The 19852-nt window shown below is 54.6% G+C and carries 14 protein-coding genes; 7 read left to right on the top strand and 7 right to left on the bottom strand.

Annotated elements, in window-relative coordinates:
* The first annotated feature begins 99 nt into the window (after positions 1–99).
* From FUA23_RS22260 to FUA23_RS08480, 3 genes are all read left to right on the top strand, one after another.
* Positions 100–255, top strand: a complete 156-nt coding sequence (locus tag FUA23_RS22260; RefSeq protein ID WP_187270940.1) for a hypothetical protein — start codon at positions 100–102, stop codon at positions 253–255.
* 250 nt (positions 256–505) lie between these two features.
* Positions 506–973 carry a hypothetical protein gene (locus FUA23_RS08485; protein ID WP_147930301.1) on the top strand — a complete coding sequence of 156 codons (468 nt, stop codon included), beginning with the start codon at positions 506–508 and terminating at the stop codon, positions 971–973.
* 595 nt (positions 974–1568) lie between these two features.
* Positions 1569–1910: a nucleotide pyrophosphohydrolase gene (locus tag FUA23_RS08480; RefSeq protein ID WP_147930300.1), complete on the top strand. Its 342-nt coding sequence runs from the start codon at positions 1569–1571 to the stop codon at positions 1908–1910.
* A 74-nt stretch (positions 1911–1984) separates the two neighbouring features.
* Here FUA23_RS08480 and FUA23_RS08475 read toward each other — a convergent pair whose 3' ends face one another.
* On the bottom strand, positions 1985–3610 hold the full coding sequence (locus FUA23_RS08475; protein ID WP_147930299.1) for a DUF1501 domain-containing protein: 1626 nt from the start codon (positions 3608–3610) through the stop codon (positions 1985–1987).
* A gap of 96 nt (positions 3611–3706) precedes the next feature.
* On the bottom strand, positions 3707–5146 hold the full coding sequence (locus tag FUA23_RS08470; RefSeq protein WP_147930298.1) for a DUF1800 domain-containing protein: 1440 nt from the start codon (positions 5144–5146) through the stop codon (positions 3707–3709).
* Positions 5147–5443: 297 nt separating this feature from the next.
* Here FUA23_RS08470 and FUA23_RS08465 point away from each other — a divergent pair, with 297 nt between their 5' ends.
* Complete coding sequence (locus FUA23_RS08465) at positions 5444–7288, top strand: stage II sporulation protein M (RefSeq protein ID WP_147930297.1); 1845 nt, start codon at positions 5444–5446, stop codon at positions 7286–7288.
* Between the two features lie 64 nt (positions 7289–7352).
* Here FUA23_RS08465 and FUA23_RS08460 read toward each other — a convergent pair whose 3' ends face one another.
* Positions 7353–8567: an MFS transporter gene (locus tag FUA23_RS08460; protein WP_147930296.1), complete on the bottom strand. Its 1215-nt coding sequence runs from the start codon at positions 8565–8567 to the stop codon at positions 7353–7355.
* Between the two features lie 108 nt (positions 8568–8675).
* On the opposite strand from FUA23_RS08460, the gene FUA23_RS08455 reads away from it, so the two are divergent.
* The 3 genes from FUA23_RS08455 (at position 8676) to FUA23_RS08445 (ending at position 11440) form a co-directional block, all read left to right on the top strand.
* Positions 8676–9398, top strand: a complete 723-nt coding sequence (locus tag FUA23_RS08455) for a hypothetical protein (RefSeq protein WP_147930295.1) — start codon at positions 8676–8678, stop codon at positions 9396–9398.
* Between the two features lie 155 nt (positions 9399–9553).
* A complete protein-coding gene (locus FUA23_RS08450; protein WP_147930294.1) occupies positions 9554–10327 on the top strand; it encodes a nucleotidyltransferase domain-containing protein in 774 nt (257 codons plus the stop codon).
* Between the two features lie 78 nt (positions 10328–10405).
* Positions 10406–11440 (top strand): DNA polymerase beta superfamily protein, encoded by a 1035-nt coding sequence (locus FUA23_RS08445; protein ID WP_147930293.1) that lies wholly within the window; start codon positions 10406–10408, stop codon positions 11438–11440.
* Positions 11441–11503: 63 nt separating this feature from the next.
* Here the strand turns inward: FUA23_RS08445 and FUA23_RS08440 are convergent, their stop codons facing one another.
* The 4 genes from FUA23_RS08440 to FUA23_RS08425 form a co-directional block, all read right to left on the bottom strand.
* On the bottom strand, positions 11504–12967 hold the full coding sequence (locus FUA23_RS08440; protein ID WP_147930292.1) for a RagB/SusD family nutrient uptake outer membrane protein: 1464 nt from the start codon (positions 12965–12967) through the stop codon (positions 11504–11506).
* Between the two features lie 19 nt (positions 12968–12986).
* The gene (locus FUA23_RS08435) at positions 12987–15980 is read right to left on the bottom strand and encodes a SusC/RagA family TonB-linked outer membrane protein (protein ID WP_147930291.1); all 2994 of its coding nucleotides are present in this window, start codon (positions 15978–15980) and stop codon (positions 12987–12989) included.
* Positions 15981–16003: 23 nt separating this feature from the next.
* Entirely contained in the window at positions 16004–18283 is a 2280-nt protein-coding gene (locus FUA23_RS08430; RefSeq protein WP_246144101.1) for a glycoside hydrolase family 3 N-terminal domain-containing protein, read from the bottom strand.
* A gap of 150 nt (positions 18284–18433) precedes the next feature.
* Positions 18434–19849, bottom strand: coding sequence for a glucoamylase family protein (locus tag FUA23_RS08425; RefSeq protein ID WP_246144099.1), 1416 nt, complete (start codon positions 19847–19849; stop codon positions 18434–18436).
* Between the last annotated feature and the right edge of the window lie 3 nt (positions 19850–19852).

Below are 19852 nucleotides of genomic sequence, written 5' to 3'. Positions count from 1 at the left end.
TGCAAAGCAGGTTTCATGAGAAGGGGATGGCCTTCAACAAAAAAGGCAAGCCAGCTTAGCTGACTTGCCCGAACATTAACCAAAAACCCAGCAAAAGACATGACCTTAGATCTTGAGCTTACCGACGAATCAGTAAAAACGCTCGTGATTATGGTGTGTCACTCGAGGGGTAACTGTTCTAAAATGAACGCTACCTCGGTTTCACTGAAGGTTGGCAATTTCGTTTTAGAACCGGCGATGGAAGATGGTTTATAAGGCTTCGCATCTGAATATCTTACCTGCAGTTTCGTACAACTGACTTACGTAGATATAAGGTAGGGCGGTTTCGAATTGTTCGCTTATTGCAGGATTTGCCTCCGGTTGGTACAGCTTGTGCGAACATCAAACATCAGATGGGGCGTTTACGTATTATCGACAGGCTGCGAAGCCTGAATCATTAATATTTATCGGGTATACACGGAACTCCACAGGAGAAGTAACTACCCAACTCAACAACCAATCTATTATGTCAACCGCCGAAAAAGCCTCAACAAAGAAAGCCATCATTGCTCACCTGCTGGAAGAAAAGGAAGCCTCCTATAAAAACATGATGGCTATGCAGGAATCTGAAGTCGAAAGTGCCGAACAATCGAATGAAAACGGAGATGGTCAGTTCCAGGGCGGTAAAACCGGTCAGGCCCTCAACCGGGTGGAAGCACGGGCCTCTGTAGTCGAAGCGTTACAACGGGATATCAATATTCTTACGGGACTGGACTCGATCGAGCCAACGGTGGAAGTACAACTGGGTGATGTAATCGAAACGGATCAGGGCAACTTTTTTGTTGCCGTACCTGCCGATGAGTTCACCGTAGAAGGTAAGTCTTACCGTGGAATTTCTACCCAAAGCCCGCTGTTCCAGGCCCTGAAGGGAAAAAAAGATGGAGATACGGTGTCGTTGAACAATAATGAATTCAAGTTGATAAGCAGCTATTAAGCGGATGTAAAACGACAAAAAGGCCCCACCGGAACCATAATCCGGAGGGGCTACATCATAATCTCACGAAAATTCTTAGTTCGAGGTTTGCATCGTACGTTAAAACGACCTACCTTCGGAACATCTTTAGTGCTTTTTGTTTTGATCCCATGAATGTATACAGCCGGTGCCCCCGTTGGGCCCGGCTTTTTTTGTGGGTGTTCTCTAAGCGTGTGAGTGTGTAGCTCGAAAAAAGGGTCGTCGTCCCAACTCAACTGCCAGGACGACGCCACTTATAAATCATAATCCCATGAACATATTTCTTATCGGATTTTGGGAGCTTTCTCCCTCCGATGATACAAATATGCAGCAGGAATTGAGCGAAATGAAAAACATATTTGCTTATTTGTGAATCACATTTTTATGTAAAATGATGTTTAGTTACTGATTGTAAGTCATTTGTGTTTTTAAAATGTGAAAATTATTTAAGCATTTTGCTCTTTAGTCTCTTCAGTTTTTTGTGAGAAAGCTTCAATTTTATCAGGAAAGAGGTGCTAAGGCGGGGCAGAAGTCGGGAAAACCCGACCTTGCTTCTGCAAAAAAACAGAAAAAGAGCATGGAATTATCGGAAGCCCAGCGAATCGTTGACCAGTGGATCACAACCATCGGTGTGAAGTATTACGGAGAGCTTACGAACACGGCGATTCTGATGGAGGAAACGGGAGAAGTAGCCCGCCTGATGGCGCGTATGTACGGAGAGCAGTCTTTTAAGAACCCCAAGGATGCGGATACTGCAAAGGATGACCTTGCAGATGAATTTGCGGATGTACTCTTCGTTTTGATTTGTCTCGCAAACCAAACCGGCGTTGACCTGACCGATGCTTTGCGCAAAAACCTGGACAAAAAGACCAGAAGGGATGCTACGCGGCACAAGAACAACCCGAAGTTACGGGACTGAACAGCCCTCAAAAAAGCGGGTAGCACTGTCTGCTCACATGAAGTGATTGTCGACAACGCTACCCGCCGGGGTGGTTACTTGAAAAAGCCGAGCTTGCTGCTGTAGAGTCGTCCGTTTACTTCGAGGCTAACGATGTAAACCCCGGAAGACCAGCCAACACTGCTCATTGCTACCCGTTGCGACTGCTGTCCTGCCGGACGGCGCCCCTGGAAGGGAGAACTGAGTTTTCGGCCGGAAACGTCGAAGAAGTGAATCCCTACGTTAGTGGCTGCGGGCAGGTCGTAGTCGATGACAACGTCGCCACCGCTCAAATAAGCTTTCATGCCGATGGTGGTGGCAGGGTCTGGCGTCCGGGTATTGGTAACCCCCTGGCAGTAAAGGCCAAGGTCTTCCATTCTTTCGAACCGCTGCCCCATGACGCTGTCAACGAGGTCGGCGTCAATGCAGAGCCAATTGCTCAGTACAGTAGCGTAAACGGACCTGAAGTCTACCTCGAAGTTCAGGTTTCCGTTGTTTGCATTCTGCAGGTTGGCAAGGCCGCCCGTTGCGCCGTTTCCGTTGAGACCTTTGCCGAACAGCATAAGCGGTGCTGCGGCACCATGATCGGTTCCTTGCGAGCCGTTTTGGTATACTCTGCGGCCAAATTCACTGAAGGTCATACTGAGTACCCTTTCGTCGATTCCCCCGTCGCTGAGATCGTCGTAGAAGGCCGCCACGTTTTTGCTGAGACTGTTCATCAGGTTGGCGTGGGCGTTGGTCTGGCCCGCATGGGTGTCGAATCCGTCGAGTTCGACTACAAAAAGGCGGGTGCCGAGTTGGCCACGTAGGAGGCGGGCAACGAGGGCGAGTTGGTCGCCCAGTCGGTCGTTTTCGTATTCGGCAGAGTTCTCTCCCGCGTCAAAAGCTTCTGCGAGTACGCCCGCATAACGGAAGGTGGTATTGGCTACCGCCCGTATGTAGCTTAGTTGCTCGCCGTAGGAGCACTCAGGTACATCCTCAACGTCGTAGAGCTGGCCGGTACGGGCAATTTCGTACAACTGGGTCGGGTTCTCCGTTGAAATGGCGTAGTTGAAATTATCGGAATTGTTGAACAACAGATTGCCAACGCCACCAATCTGGATGGCCGGAGGTGTCTCCGGCGGAGCACTCAGGAAGTCTGGGTAAAGATCGTTGAGATAGCGGCCAAATACCCCGCTGCTCACCGTCTCGCTGGCGTCGGAAGTTGTTGCCCAGATATCGGATGAGCGGAAGTGGCTAAGGCTTTGGTCGGGGTAACCTACGTTTTGTACTACCCGCATCTGGCCATCATTCCACAGAGTACTGAGCGGCTCGAGTTGGGGGTGAACAGAAAGGGTAGAGGTGAGGTCTACCGCATCGGCCCGGGGAATATGGATGTCGGGGCGTAAGCTTTGGTAAGTCCCGAAATCGTGGATGGGGATGATGGTGTTGAGGCCGTCGTTGCCGCCCTTTAGCCGGATCAGGACCAGCACCCGGCTCTCGTCACCGTCTGCCAGGGCAGCGGTGAGAGGTGACATCGCGAGCGAGTTTACCGGGAGTTTATTGAGTAAAAAACCGGATGTGCCCAAGATACCCAGGTTGCGCAGGAAGTTCCTGCGGCTGTGGTCCTGGTCGTGAGCAAGGCCGTCGGACAGTTTTGCGCCCTTACGACTGCCGGAAGAGATGTTGTTTTTGTGTCCCATGTTTGGACTATAATTTACGGCTTCGCCCTGAGGGCTTTGGCCGGATGGATCGAAATGAGTGTAACGTTAGCTCCGGCTTTCTGCCGGCGCGAAGTCCTAGTTGAGTTGGGCTTCGGGCATGCGGCCGATGTGGCGCAGCAGCAGGGTAATCTGCCAGGACGCAGTGTCCCAGTAAAGATTCCATTCACCGGTGTCGTAATAGTTGGAGGGGATGTCCCATTTCAAGACGCCAATTGCGGTTTCGTACGCCATTTCACTGACTAAGCCGCGGGGGACAAAGTAATCTACAATGGTACGGGCGATAACTTCCGGCGAATTACTGTCGGAGGTTAGGAGGCGGGCAAAGTTGGGGTATGTTGTTGGGTCGGCATTATGAACAGCCCAGGAGAAGCCGTCGATAAAGTCCCAACGCAGGGTGAGCCGGTTTGAGTCGATCCAGGCGCGGTCTCCGGCCCATCCGGCCACGTCGGTAGGGTGGCCAACGTACTGGCCCATGTTGGCAACCGCCCACAGCCCCCAGCCCCTGCGGTCCTGGAAATCTCCGAAGTCTCCTTGCCGGAGGAAAGAAACCATCAATTCCATCGGGCTCTTGATGAGTACTCCTACGTTTACTGCTTCGAAAAAGTGAGCGCTGGAGAAGAGTTCCCGCAGTACGGGAGCTATCTGGAAGTTGTTGGCGATGAATGTTTGGGCCATGGCTTCCACCACGTCTTCGTTGGTGGCTGTATTGACGTAGTAGTTGTAAAGCTTACCGCAGATAAACCGGGCGATCAGTTGTCCGCGTTCTTCGAAGAGTACGTCGATGAGGGTGCTGTAATTAAAATTGCCGGTACGGCCAAAGACCGTTTTGTCGGAATCATCGAAGCCCCAGTCTGCCCATTCCACGCCGCCGCAGTAGCTTGTCCATCCGTTCCAGCCCGTCAGGGCGCGGCTGGCTTCCACGATGTCTTCCTGTGTATAGCCGTTGTTTTCGCCCAGGGTGAAGAGCTCGAAGAGTTCGCGGGCGTAGTTTTCGTTGGGGTTGTTTTTGGTGTTTTCGAAGCCATTGAGGAAGAAGAGCATGGCGGGGGTCTTCGTCATCTCCTTCACGAATTCCCGGTAATCCCCAAAGCCGTACTGGTCGATCAGTTTCAGGTATTCTACTTGATAGGTTGGGCAGCTGTGAGATTCGTAAATAGCAACGAGATGATTCTGCCAGAACAGGGAGAGTTTTTCGCGTACTCCGTAAGCGATGGCGTCGTCGATCCAGTCTAAGTAAATAGAGATGAAGCTCTCGAATACGTCGACTTCGTTAGCGGTGAAATCATCGTAATCCCAATCTGCCCAGACGGGGTCGGGGCGGCTTTCGCGCGTGATGGCGGTCTCGAGGAGCCGGTTAACGGTAGCAGCGGGGCCGTCGGTAAGGGCCTGGACAATATCGTCGGGGCGGGCGCCGAAGCCCGCACGCCGGTAGAGGTGCTGGACGCGGCCCACATTCCAGGGGGCTTCTTCGGAAGGGACATAAGCTTCCAGCCCAAGCGTGGCGCAGTTCATCATGATGTATAAATTATGGGGTCCGTTTCGGTTGGTTAAGGTAGTTGAAATCAGGTGGATTTCAGGGATGTATACCTGCCTTTAACGTTAAGAGGGAGCGTTTAATGTTCTGCCAGGCTCTGCTTGCCGTCTTTTCGGGCGAGCAGAGCAGCTGCGTTCGGAAGTAACCGTCCCAACCGGAATGTTGAAAACCGACCACATAGATGTAACCGGAGCAAAAACATTCCCTGCACCTGCGCCCGCGCCTTAATCATGTGAAAATGTACGCTTAATTGTTCGGGTAATCCAGTATCTTGCAGCATGCGGGAAACCGATTTCATAGAAAAGAATAAAGACAAGTGGAAACGTTACGAACGGGCATTGGAGCGTGACGAACAGGACCCTGAGTTGCTGAAACAACTCTATATCCATACTACAGATGACCTGTCTTATTCCCGCACTTTTTACCCCAACCGTTCGGTGAGGGTGTACCTCAATACGCTTGCTCAGCGTACTTTCTTACAGATATATCGTGGCAGAAGGGGAGAGGCGGGGCGTTTTTTCACGTTCTGGACCGATGAATTACCCCGTGTGGTGTACAACCAGCGGCGATCACTGCTTATTTCGCTGGTCACCTTCGTGATAGCGATGCTGATCGGCATCATCAGTTACCGGATCGACCCCGGCTTTGCCGAAACGATCATGGGCGAGGCGTACATGAATATGACGCAGGAGAACATTGCCAAGGGAGACCCGATGGCGGTGTACAAACAGACCTCGCCGTTTTCGATGTCTTTGCGGATTACGCTCAACAACATCATGGTGGCACTGGTAACTTTTGTATCTGGTGCATTTTTTGCCGTCGGGGCCATTGTTCAACTGATCCGCAACGGCGTGATGCTGGGGGTCTTTCAGTATTTCTTTTACGATCAGGGCATCTTTCAGGAGAGCTTCCTGACGATCTGGATCCACGGCGCGCTGGAGATCAGTAGCATCGTGATCGCCGGCGGAGCGGGGCTGGCCATGGGGCGCGGTTTGTTGTTTCCCGGTACGCTTTCCCGCTTCGAGGCGTTCAAAGAATCTGCCCGTGACGGGCTCAAGATCATGCTGGGTACCGTTCCGCTGTTCATCATTGCCGGTTTTCTGGAGGGGTATCTCACCCGGCATACCGAGTTGCCCGATGCCATCAGGGGCCTGTTTATCCTGCTGTGTTTTGCTTTCATTTTGTGGTACTATGTGATGTACCCCAGAGCGGTGGCGGCAAGGCCGTTTCGGCCCACAACCGAAGCACTCAGAACCCGGGATATTACTGAGAAAAAAATAAGGCTGGGCTTCATCCGGAATGCGGGAGAAAACATGACCGATGTGTTCAGGATTCTGCGCCAAAACACAGGCTTGCTCTTCGGCGGCCTGGCCGGTATTACGCTGCTGTTCACCCTGTTTTCTTTCCTCTTTTACAACTCGGCTCCGTCTACCCGCTATGTGTTCGACGGAGAATTCTGGGGCGATTTCCACAACGCCCACGAATTACTGACCACATTTTCACGGAACAGGGGGCTGCTTTATCTTCTCTTGGTAGCCGGTGGGCTCTACGGCTTTCTCCGTCTTGCTTTCGAGGTGTTCTGGAGAGCCTCCGACATTGAACTCTTGCCGGCCAACTGGCGCTCTGAGGCATTTCTTTACCTCGTTTGCCTCGGTATTTCCGTATCTATGGCTTTTGGTGGAGAGGTGGCAGGGTTACTCGCTTTTCTGGCGCTTCCCTTTGCTCTGACCTTCGCGTACACAGGGTATTCCGGGCAGGCAGACATCCGGCAGACCTTCCGTTTCGTGTACACCAATCTGGTGAGAAGTTACGACAGCTTTATCATGATTCTAATCATGGCTATCCCTACTATGTGGCTGATCGATACGGCCATCGGGAGCCTCTTGTTTTCTTTCTTCGACTGGGTGTTTTACGCCGATGCCATTACGATCGATAACGCCAATGTGGTGCTGCAATCGGTGCTTTACTTCTTTCTGGTCGGGACGCTGTTCGTCATCTGGGGGGTGTCTTTCGCACTCAACTTTTATACCCTACGCGAGATTGAGCAGGCCAATAGTTTGCTGGAGGAAATCGAGGCTTTCAACACAAAGCGGCGTTTGCGGGGCATCGAGCTGGAACGATGAGGCGCTAACGCAGGTGCAGGGCTACGTTTGCAATAAAACCGGATGCTCCCCTCTGAGGTCAACACTAAAGGACGCGCCGCTCGAACCACAGCAAAACAAGACAGAGGACGCCGTAGATCACCAGAATACTGAGCCAGGTTTCAAGCCCTAACCTGAAACCGTAACTGAACACGATCGGCGCCGCCGCCGAAGCAAGGACCACCAGAAGGCGAACCGTACTCTTGATGCTGCCCAGAAAACGGGGCCCGTAGCGCTCGGCCCAAAGGGCCGGCATCAGAACTGATTCCGTACCTGCGGTCATGCCCCCAAGGGCAAAAAAGATCAGGACCGAAGCCGAGCCTTTGATAAAGAGCAGGCATACAAGCCCGAGTAGTAGTGGCCCGTAGGCCAGCGGGAGCAGGTTGGCGGGGCCGTACCGGTCCGATATTCCGCCTGCACCCAGTAAAAAGACCACCCGCGAGGCGCCGTAGGTGCTCAGCCCGATGGCCATCAGCTCAGCCGTATAGCCACGCAGCTCCGCAATTACCGACTGGTTGAAAACCAGACCCGTAAACACAAAGGGCAGGAAGATGAAAACCGGGATCAGTAACTGAAACCGGCGGTCACGGAGCACTTCGCCCCGCGTCCAGGAAGTGAGCCCGGCGGCGGCCGGGTCGGCCTTCGCCTGCTCTTCGGCAACCGTGTCTCCCCGCTGGAAATTATCGTAACGGGGGATCAACAGCCAAACGGCAGGAATGAAAACCACCAGCAACAAGGCGGCCATTCCCATCCATACCGGTCCGTATCCGTATTGGCTCATCACGTACACGGCCAGCGAGGGGATGGTTACTTCGGCCAGCGAAATACCGAGAATAGCGGCAGACAATGCCTTGCCGCGCCCCTGCGTGAAGTAGCGCCCCGTAACCGTAGACCCGATCAGCGTCATCACCCCCTGACCGCCCAAGCGGACGAAAAACAGGGCTACGATGAATACGTAAACGTTGGCGGTAGAAGCAATAGCAATACAGGCAAGAATAAGCAGTACTGCCACCGTAGTGCTCACGTACCTGATCCGTAACCGGTCTACCTGAGTCCCGATCGAGGGCAGCGTAAAAGCTGCCGCCAGCGTCGCACCGGAGTAGAGTGCAGCAAAGGTGCCTTCTTCCCAGCCCATGCGGGCCGTTACGCTTACCACAAAAAGGCTGATGAAGAATGTCTGGCCTACTGAACTGAAAAAGAAGTGCAGAAAGCCGTAACTGAGGTAGCGCGGGTGGGTTCGGATCAGTTGAAGTATCGTCATGGCGATGCTAACACCTAAAGGCAGCGGAAGTGGACCTGAAACGTTAATTTTTTAGTGGCGGACACCATTCCAGCGTGATTACCTGTCTTTTACGCACACTCACGAATTATGAAACACCTACTTGCCCTTTCTTTTTTGCTGCCATTCTACCTGAGCGGACAGTGCTACGGATCATTCGAAGTTTTTGGTGCGCACGGACGCTCAAACGAGCCGAATACCTTTCTCCGCGAGCTCGGTTTGGAGGAAAATTACAGCCCGGTAAACGTAAATCGGTTCGGTTTTGGTGCCAGCTTCAGGCTGGGCCGGCAAACCTACGCCCGGGTTGCCATGCAGTTCTCTCAGTATGGCTTCGGGTGGAGCAGTAACGATCTCCGGTGGGGAACCCAACATGACGGCGACGGCGGCTTCGACCCCAACCTTGACCCTGATCTTTCCAGTTCTGTGAAAGTAGAGAACCGTGATTATTACGGCGAAGGTGTCCTTGCTCTTGGCTATCAGCTCAGAACCAGATCGTCATGGAAACCATTCGCGGAAATTGGCGGTGGAATAGGTAAATACATCGCCAGCGGTAGCCGGACGGAATACAATTTTATACCAAATGACGGAGGAGAGGGCCTGCAAATCGAGGCAGTTGATTGGTACCGTTCCGTCGGCTACGTTGGCCGGGCGGGCCTTGGCACAAATTATGTGTTCAACGATCACTTCGCGGTGTACGGGATGGCGGTTTTTCAACAACACCTGCGCACGATAAACCGAACGGGCTCAGCGAAGATTCATCCCTGGCAAGCTACCCTGGAACTCGGCGTGCGCGTATTCGTAGATCCGAGATAATTCAGGGGCGCGGCCGCGGGTGCAAGGAAAGGGTGGAGCAACATCGCTCGTCCCGGCCTCCGACTGTGGTTTATAGCGTAAAAACTCGGAACGACTGCTCATAACCGGGCGGCGGGAGCCGCAACTTTTCTTCAGCCTCATTGCATTCTCAACGTATGCTTACCACCAGTTTTATCACTACCCGCTTGAGCGAAGTCGCCGTTGAGCGAGGCATTACAATTCGGCACGCCAACGAATCCGGTAGCCGCGCCTGGGGGTTGGAAAGCACTGATTCGGACTACGATGTTCGTTTCATCTATCAGCACCCAAAAGAATGGTACCTCCGCCTTGATCGACCCAAAGATATGATTGGCCCCATTATGGAACTGGACGGAGAGCTTGACCTTGCAGGGTGGGATCTCCGTAAAGTACTCAGTCATATTGCTGGCAGTAATGCCGGAGTGATTGAGTGGCTTTATTCGCCGGTCGTTTACCACCTGGAGGAAGGCTTTCTGGTGCAACTCAGAGCCCTGTCGGCGAATTACTTCCAGCCAGCGAAAGTAGCCGCCCATTACCTCGGTATTGCCCGCAGTGCGAAACTAGCCGGTTACGACGAGGCTTCAGACAATTGGAATTTGAAGAAATATTTCTACTTCCTCCGGCCTATTCTCGCCGCCGACTACGTTCTCCGCGAAGGGCATAACCCGCCCGTTACCTTTGCCGAGCTACTGGCGCGCATCAAGTCCACAGAGATTAGAAATGTGCTGGATGAACTCATCGCTCACAAAGTTACCGTAGGCGAAAGCCACCGTATAGTCGTTCCGCAGCTGCTGACCGATTACTTCGATACCTTCCGGGAAACAACCAGTACATTGCTGGACGAAACCCCACGCAGAACCACCGAACGTACCGAAGCCGACGCCCTGTTCCGCGACCTGATCGGCTATTGAACACTGCTTAGGTCGAGCGTTTGTAGCCCGATCTCGCAGCGTTTACCGCGCTACAAGCGCTCAACCACTGAAAGAGATATGAAGGTAGAAAACCTCCTCCTGAATTGTCGCTCCGGCTCCCATGCCTACGGCCTTGCCACCGAAACATCGGACGAAGATTTCCGGGGTGTGTTTTACGCAGCCAAACATGACTTCTATGCAGGCGCCGCCCCCGAGCAGGTTGCCGACGCGAATAATGACCGGGTCTACTACGAACTCGGTCGCTTCGTTGAACTGCTCACAAAGGCCAACCCGACGGCCCTCGAACTACTCGCCAGCCCGGCGGAGGCCATTCTCTACCGCCACCCGGTTATGGAACAACTGCGGATCGAAGACTTCCTGACCAAAGCGTGCAAAAACACCTTCGCCGGTTACGCAATTACCCAAATCCGGAAGGCGCGCGGACTGAACAAAAAAGTCCACAACCCGATGCCGAAGGAGCGTAAACCGGTAGAACACTTCTGTTATGTACTCACCGACGGCAAAAGCATACCTCTGCTTACCTGGCTCTCAAAAACCTCCTTTGCATCCTGCGATCTCGCCCTCGTACGCATCGATCATACCAGAGGCGTTTACGCTGTTTACCACGATCCTGGCGGTACCTGGGCCGAAGGAATCACCAGCGGGCCGAATGCAAACGACGTACACCTGAGTAGTGTCCCCAAAGGCCAGAAGTGTCTCACCTATCTCTCCTTCAATCACGATGGCTACTCGGTCTACTGCCGAAACCACCGCGAATACTGGCAGTGGGTCGGTGCCCGCAACGATGTCCGCTACGAGTCTACTCTGAGCCACGGCCAGGGCTACGACTCTAAAAATATGATGCACACGATCCGGCTTCTCGACATGGCCATCGAAATTTTTCGCGATGGCCAGTTGAACGTCCTACGGCCAGACCGCGACTTTCTGCTGCGGGTAAAAGCGGGCGCTTTCCCCCTGGATACGGTGCTTGAAATGGCAGAAAGCAGGCTGGCAGCGCTCGAAGCGTACGCCGCTAAAAGCAACTTGCCCGCTACCGTCGACAAGGCGATGGCAGCGGGCAGGCTGGTGGGGATGCGGGAAGAGTTGTACTGACCCAAAGGTTCTTACAACAGTTGCGGCTTCAGCCGCTGACTTCTAAAGCAGTAAAACAAAGGCTTAGTACCCCGGATTCTGCTCTAATGCCCCTTCACTGAGGTCTACCTCTCCCTGTGGGATGGGGAACAGTTCGTGCTTTCCTTCGATGAAGGGCTTGCCCAGTGCCTGCATGATCGATGCGGCCCGGTTCGTCCGCACGAGATCGAACCAGCGGTGTTGCTCGAGGGCCAGTTCGACCCTGCGTTCGCGGAGGATCGCTGTTCGCAGTTCTTCTTGATTGGTGGTGGTTACGTCCGGGAGGATATTGGGATTGTTGCCACGTGCCCGGGCGCGTACCTGGTTCAGGTAAGGAAGTGCTTCGTTGCTGCGACCCAGTTCGTTCAGCGCTTCGGCGGCGATGAGCAGCAGGTCTGCGTAGCGATAGATGCGGATGTTGCCCGGTCCGTTTCCGTTGCCGCCGGGGTGATCTACCACGAACGCTTTTTGGTTGAAGCGTTCCCCAACGATGTTGTCGTCTCCAATTACTATATCGGAACCGTCAGGGAGTACTTCGCCGACGTACAGAATGGTGGCTTCCCGCCGGGGATCGCCCGGCTCAAAAGCTGAAATCAAGTCATCGCTGGGACTGTTGAAGCCCCAACCCAGGTTCGGGGTTCCACGCACACCCTGAACTTCGTTGTACTGAGTGCCACCGCCGCCAATCTCGTAGGCGGCCGCCTGTACTTCAAAAATGCTGCCGGGGCCGTTCTCTCCCGCCTGCGAGAAAATGCTGGTATAGGAGGAGCTCAGGCTGTACTCGTTGCTGCTGATGACCGACTGCGCGTAATCCAGTGCAGACTGGTAATTGCCCCGGGTAAGTTCTACTTTGGCGAGCAAGGCCTCGGCGGTTCCTTTCGTTACCCGGCCCAGGTCTGCGGCAGGATAGGCTGATTTGGTGGGGAGCACAGAAGCACCGGCTTCGAGGTCAGCAATGATCTGAGCGTAGACTGCGTCTTTGCCGGTACGCGGAATCGCGAAATCTGCCGGGAAGGGTTCCAGGATCATTGGGACATCACCAAACCAGCGTACGAGGTTAAAGTAGAAGTAAGCACGGAGTACTCTGGCTTCGCCCAGCAGGCGCTCCCGCAGTTCTTCGTCCATCTCCGGTACCGTCGGGATGCGCTCGATGGCGAGGTTCGCACGGAAGATGCCATCGTAGTAGCCCGCCCAAACTGAGGCCGGGGCTGTATTGGACGCGGTAAACTCAAAGTCTTCAACTTCCTGAAGGAAAAAACCATCGCTGGGGAAGCTGCCTTTTTCTGAATCGTCGCTGACGATGTCAGTCATGCCGATGAAGCTGAAAACGTGGACCTGCCATTCGCGCAACTGGCTGTAGATCGCGTTGACGGATTGAACCGCCTGATCTTCTGTTTGGAAGTAATTATCGAGGGTGAACTCTCCCTGGGGTGTCCGGTCAAGCACTTCGGTACAGGAAACTGCCGCAAAAAACAAGGTGAGGGAGAGAATGTATTTCAAGAATTTCATGTGGATAGGTTTACTAAGCTTAAAATTGGATGTCGAGGCCAGCCGTGATGGTTTTGGCGATGGGGTAGATATCTCCCCTGTCGATACCGTTGTCGAAAACGGAGCCGTTGTAAATCTCCGGGTTGTAACCGGAGTAATCCGTTGACGTCCACAAGTTGGTGCCGCTGAGGTAAAGCCGGAACGATTGCATCCGCAAGCGGTCGGTTACGGCCTTGGGTAAGGTGTAGCCTACGGTCAGGTTTCTCAGGCGGATGTAAGAGCCGTCTTCCACAAAACGGGAAGAAAGGGTTTCGATGTTCTGCCCGGCCAGGGTAACTCGTGGCTCGGTGTCGCTGGTGCCTTCGCCGTTCCAGCGGTCCAGGAAACTGACTTCATAGTTGTAAGCGCCGAAGCGGGACATCTTCTTTGCGTTGATGATTTCGTTTCCGAACTGACCGGTGAAGTCGAAGGTGAGGTCAAAACCACTGATGGCAACCGAGCCGTTCAGGCCCAGGATCGCGTCGGGAATAGCAGAGCCGAGCACCACACGGTCTTCGTCCGGAGTGATTACACCGTCACCATTCTGATCCTTGAAGCGCAGATCGCCCGGCCGTTGGGTGCCCAGGGTGGCAAACTGATCGACTTCCTCCTGGTTCTGGAAGACGCCGTCGATCTCGTAGCCCCAGAAAGAACCGGCGGCAAATCCCGCCCGGGAGTTGGTGCCCAACTGCCCGCCGATGCCGAGGCCTCCGGCGAAGAAATCGTTCTGTTCGCCGTCAAGTTTAAGTACTTCGTTGTGTACCAGGCTGAGGTTCCCCCCCAGCGAGTAGCTGAGCGCGCCCCGGACTTCCCGCCACTCCAGCTTGAGGTCGAGGCCACGGTTCAGTACCTCCGCGATGTTACGGACGGCTGCTCCGGCACCGATGTAGTCGGGGATGGGAGCATTGAACAGTACGCCGCTGGTTACTTTGCGGTAAGCATCGGCTTCCAGCTGAAGACGATTGTCGAGCAAACCGAGCTCGATACCAAAATCCGTTTGGGTGGTGGTCTCCCACTTCAGGTCAGGGTTGGAATGCGTTTGGAGGGTGGCACCCGGCAGCAGAATTTCATCGACTCCGAATACGGCATTGACGCCGCTGCTGACCAGCGGTGTGTAACCAAAGTCTCCGATCCGGTCGTTGCCGGTTTGCCCCCAGCTCGCCCGCAGTTTGAGCCGGCTTATTGCTCCGCTGGCGTTCCAGAATTCTTCCTGGCTGACGTTCCAGCCCAGCCCGACGGAAGGGAAGAAGCCGTAACGGTTGTTGTCTCCGAAGCGGGAAGAACCGTCAACCCGCCCCGAAACCGTAAGGAGGTAACGACTGTCGTAGGTGTAGTTGATCCGCCCCAGGTAAGAGAGCAGGCCCCAGTTACCACCAAAGGTACCGTTGCTGTTGGTAGCGGTCGTTACGTCTCCGGCATTGAGGTAGAACAGCGAAGGGTCTTCGCCAATCAGCCGCTGCCGGCCACCACTGATGAATTCTCCGAAGTTGTCCTGCGAGGTAACTCCCACCAGACCGTCTACGTTGTGTTTGCCGAAGGATTGATTGTAGGTGAGTGTGTTCTCCCACAACCAGTTTCTGCGGTAGGCATTGAAGACGCTGATGTTGTTCTCTTCGTTCTGCTGGCTGGCTGATACAAAGAATACGGGAGTGAACGCACGGTTTTTGGCGTAAGTGAAATCGAGCCCGAAGCTGGTCCGGAAGGTAAAGTGCTCGCCCAGGCTCGCGCTGGCAAATGCATTACCAACTGCCCGGTAATCCTGGCTTTTGTTGTTGTTGAATTCGATGGTGGCAAGCGGGTTGCCGGTGTTGCCCCGGATGGCCGTGTTGCCGAAATTACCCAACGAGTCGCGCGGAGCAGTAATGGGGTCGGCCCGGTAAGCATTCAGCAAAATACCGCCCGAATTTACGTTGTCGGAGGAACCGAGAATGAGCCCGATGTTGGTGCCCAGCTGCAGCCAGCTTTTTACTTTGCGGGTGGTATTGATGCGGGCTGTGAACCGCTCAAAATCGGAGCCTTTGATGATGCCTTCCTGCTTGAAGTAATTAGCGCTAAGGTTGAACGACGAAACATCGTTGCCTGCAGCAAAACTCGCCTGAATATTCTGAATAGGAGCGGTCTGGAAGATCTCATCCTGCCAGTTGGTACCCTCGCCGTACTGCTCGGGGTTGGCGTACCGGGCCGGCCGGCCTTCGTTGATGTCCGCTTCGTTGATGAGGGTGGCGTATTCGGTTGCGTTCGCCACGTCAATGGTTTTAACGACTTCCTGCGTGCCGGTGTAAGCACTCACCGAGATGCGCCCTGCACCCGCGTCCGCGCCCTGCTTGGTCGTCACGATGATTACACCGTTCGCACCGCGAGCTCCGTAAATTGCCGTTGCGGAAGCGTCTTTAAGTACCGATACACTCTCCACATCGCGAGGATTGAGGAAGGATATATCGCTCAGAATCATCCCGTCGACCACGAAGAGAGGGTCCGCATTGTTCAGCGTACCCACGCCCCGGATGCGGAAGATGGCATCGGCTCCCGGCGTACCGGAGCCGGGGATGATCTGCAGGCCGGAGACTTTGCCCTGAAGCGCCTGGCCAAGTGATTGGGTAGGAACGTCTACAAGGTCTTCGGTGGAAACGACAGAGACCGACCCGGTGAGGTCATCTTTTTTCTGAACACCGTAGCCGATCACGACCACTTCGCTCAGTAATTCGGATGCTTCGGACAGCTCAATATCAATGATGCTGCGGTTGTTGACGGCTTCGGCGCGCGGCGCGAAACCGATGTAAGTGAAATAGAGGCTGTCGCTGCCAGCTGGCAGGGAGAGCTCGTACCTTCCGTCGAGATCGGTTACGGCTCCGGAGGAGCTGTTATTGGCCCGTACACTCACGCCAATCAGCGGATCTCCGTCGCCGGTCACGATTCCGCTTACCGTTGTTTGGGCGCTGACGCTGGTGCAAAGGAAGGTAAAAAGAGCAAGGAAGAACAGGATACGTTGTCGCATGATCTTTGGTTTTATTTGATAGTTTACTTAAAGGTTATGGTTACGGATTTCTCCGCACGGGAATCGCCACCGACGAATACCTGGTACTCGCCTGCCTCCGGACCGAACGTCATGTCACGACGGTAAAAAGACAGGTCTTCTGCCGTAAGCTCGAAGCTTACAGTTTTGCTTTCACCCGCCGATAATTCGACGCGCTGAAAGGCTTTCAACTCCCGTAGTGGCCGGGTTACACTGCCGGCAAGGTCGCGTACGTACAACTGGACTACTTCGGTGCCGGTACGCTTTCCTGTGTTCGTCACGGTGGTAAGGATTTTTACTTTACCGTTCCTGTTCATTTCTGTTTTGTCGGCAACAGGATCTCCGTAGGAGAAAGTGGTGTACGTAAGACCGTAGCCGAACGGGTAGAGCGGGGAGTTTTCCTCGTCCAGGTACTTACTGGTGTATTTCTCGTTGGGGTTTCTGGGCCGGCCGGTGTTCTTGGCAGCGTAAAAGACGGGGACCTGACCGACGGAGCGGGGAAAGGTGAGGGGAACCTTCGCCGAAGGTGCATCGTCGCCGAAAAGTAAGTCCGCAATGGCATGGCCGGCCTCGGTGCCGGGGAACCAGGCCTCCAGAATGGCGGCGGCCTTTTTGTCGAGTTCGGGGATAGCGAGCGGCCGTCCGTTGAACAGCACGGCAACGAAAGGCTTGCCCGTTTGGCTGAGTTCTTCCACGAGTTGGTCCTGTACGCCCGGTAGGCCAATGTCTGCTCTGCTGGCGGCTTCGCCGCTCATCTCCCACGTTTCGCCGAGGGCCAGGATGACCGCGTCGGCGGAGCGGGCCGCTTTCAGTGCCTCGTCGAAGCCTTTTCGGTCGGTCCCTTTGATGGCGTCCACGTCGACGAAGTCGACTTTAACAGCGGAGCCGAGGGCCTCTTTCAGTCCGGTCAGTAGAGTAACTACGTCTTCGGCCCGTCCGTCGGCGTGCCAGGCTCCGATCATGTCGGCTCCGGAATCAGCCAGGCTGCCGATGACGGCAATCCGCTTGAGGTTCTTGCTGAGGGGCAGGGTTTCGTTATCGTTCTTGAGCAGGATCATGCTCTCGCGCGCGATACGGCGGGCAGCTTCCCGGTGGGCCGGAGTGAGGATGTTGGCTTTCTCGCGTTCTGAATCCGAGTATCGGTAAGGATCATCGAAGAGCCCCAGCGCAAACTTCATGCGCAGCACACGACGCACCGCATCGTCGATCATCTTCATGGCTACCTCTCCGTTTTCAACCTGCTTGCGGAGGTTATTGTAAAAGACGGCCCCTTGCATATCCATGTCTACGCCTGCATTTACGGCGAGCAGTCCTGCTTCCGCTTCGTCTTTTGCGATACCGTGTGGGATCATTTCGTTGATGCTGGTGTAATCGGTTACCACAAAGCCCATAAAGCCCCAGTCTTCCCGCAGGATTTCGGTGAGAAGGTGTTCGTTCGCCGTTGCGGGTACACCATCGAGCTCGTTGAAGCTGGTCATGAAGGTGGCTGCTCCGGCATCAAGGACTGCCTTAAATGGAGGAAGGTAAATATCGTGCAGTACCCGCTCAGAGATGTCTACAGTATGGTAGTCCCGGCCAGCCTGAGCTGCGCCGTAGGCGGCAAAGTGCTTGGCGCACGCCAGCAGGGTGAAGGGGTCGGCAAGGTCGTCGCCCTGAAAGCCACGGACCCGCGCTGCACCCATTACGTTGCCCAGGTAAACGTCCTCTCCGGCACCTTCCATTACCCGGCCCCAACGGGGGTCGCGGGCAATATCCACCATCGGTGCAAAGGTCCAGTGCAGCCCAGCCGCTGCCGATTCGCGGGCAGCAATGCGGGCCGATTCCTCCGCCGCAGCAGGGTTGAAACTCCCCGCTTCTGCCAGTGGAATCGGGAAGATGGTTCGGTAACCATGGATTACATCGTATCCAAACAGTAAGGGAATTCCCAGGCGGGTTTCCTCCACGGCAATTTTCTGAAGCCTGCGGTTGTAATCTGCCGTATGAGCATTGAAAATAGCTCCCAGACGACCAGATTTGATGTCGGCCTCGTACCCTTTACGGATGGTTGGTCCCGTTACGTCCCAGTCGCTGGTGAACAGCGTCATCTGGCCTACTTTCTCTTCCAGCGTCATTTTGTCTAACAGCTTGTCAATCTCAACTTCGTGGACCTGATTGTACCAGGCTGGCACTACGGTTTGAGCCTGAATACCGGCTACTGTAAGAATAAACAGCAGGACGAAAGACACTTTTGTTGAATGAGAGAAGTGGTTTGCTGCTCCGAGGTTTTGCATGATGTTTACGCACATATTTTTTTGTTTTTTACGCGGCTTCCGAAAGTTCAGTGAAACCTGAGAAGGGTTCGGAAGTGTCTTCAGGTATGTTGTCTTATTACTGCTGGCTGCCTTTCGGCAGGTGTATCAAACCATTGTCTCGGCTCCCTTCGAGGTGCCGGCCAGCTACTTGGCCATCCATCCTCCCGTGAAACCGGACCTTTCCAGCCCTTTCCGGATGTATTTGTTCTTTTTCATCAGTTTCCAAATCAGCCCTGAACGGTGGTTCTCGATCTGGATCAGAATCGGACCCTGATCGATCCCGAGATAATCAATGTCGAACCATCCCTCTGGTCTGTTTGGGTCGGGGTAGGTGAGGTTAAAGGCATCTTTGAAACCGTAGGGGCCAACGAGGCTGTCGTAGTGGGTTGTCCACATGTGGTTCAGCGCAGCGATGGTTTCGTCGGGGGCAAAGGGTACCGAGCCTCCGGCTGCGGTGGGGGAGATCGTTCCGTCGTCTACGATATGGCGGGCCGAAGCCCCGCGGGCGCGGTAGCTGAAGAATTTCAGCTGCTTTCCGTTGATTACCGTATCGAGTTCTCCCGGGCCGTCACAAGCGGTTAGTCCCCACTGGTCAGGGCCGTATCCTGCAAATCCGCCGGGGTTCTGGATACAGTATTCCCGGTTGGTCAGCGTGGCGACCTGACTGTTCGTAAAGTAATCGCTGTCGTGGGCCCGCATGTAATCATCCTGAATGCCCCGAAAGTCGATGTACATCTGACTGTACTGGTGGCCGAAGAGAGGGCTGAAGTTGAGGTGATTCCTGCCCTGGAAATCAGACCATTCGTAGGTGGCACTCCAGCGTTCCCAGGCGTCGTCGGGCAGGGGGTGGGCTGGTGATCCCATTCCGAGTATCAGCAAGATCATTGCTTCGTTGTAGCCGCTCCAGTCGTGCTCGATGAAGCCTTTGTCTGGTCGCCAGCCCATACTGAGGCGTCCCTGTTCGTTGAGCGCCCAGTCCCATTCTACCCGGAGGTAGAGGCTGTCGGCCAGTGATCGAATACGGCGTTCATCGTCGGTGTCGCCGTCGAAGTAAGACTGGGAGGAAAGTACGCCGGCCATTAGTAGCCCGCTATCGATGGTGGAAAGTTCCACATCTTTGTAGCGAAGGGCTTTATCGTTGGTCAGGAAGTGGTAAAACAGTCCCTTATGTCCGGCAACACCCGCCATGGCTGGTCCCTGGGGGAGCGACCATAGTTTTTCGAGTGTAAGTCTGGTTCGTTTGGCGGCGTCGGCGCGGCTGACGTAGCCGCGTTCTGCCCCAACGAGATAAGAGGTAAGGCCGAATCCGGTGGCGGCGATGGAGCTGAAGCGCTTCGTTGGCCAACGGTCGGGGATCTGGTAGTTGTCCGGCAGAGCGGTTTCCCAGAAGAAGTTGAAGGTTCGCTCCTGAAGTTCGTCCAGGCTGAATTGACGTTCCAGCTCAGTCGGGTTCGTTGCAGCCTCCCCCGCCGGCCCGCCCACAGGGGTGGGCGCGACGGGGGTGCCGGAACAGGCCGCCATTATGGCGGCCAACAGGAACAGCGGTAAATATTTTACCACCAC

This window comes from Neolewinella aurantiaca, from assembly GCF_008014675.1.
Taxonomy (GTDB): domain Bacteria; phylum Bacteroidota; class Bacteroidia; order Chitinophagales; family Saprospiraceae; genus Neolewinella; species Neolewinella aurantiaca.
Note: the sequence above shows the minus strand (reverse complement) of the source record. Positions and strands in the feature narration are given on the sequence as shown.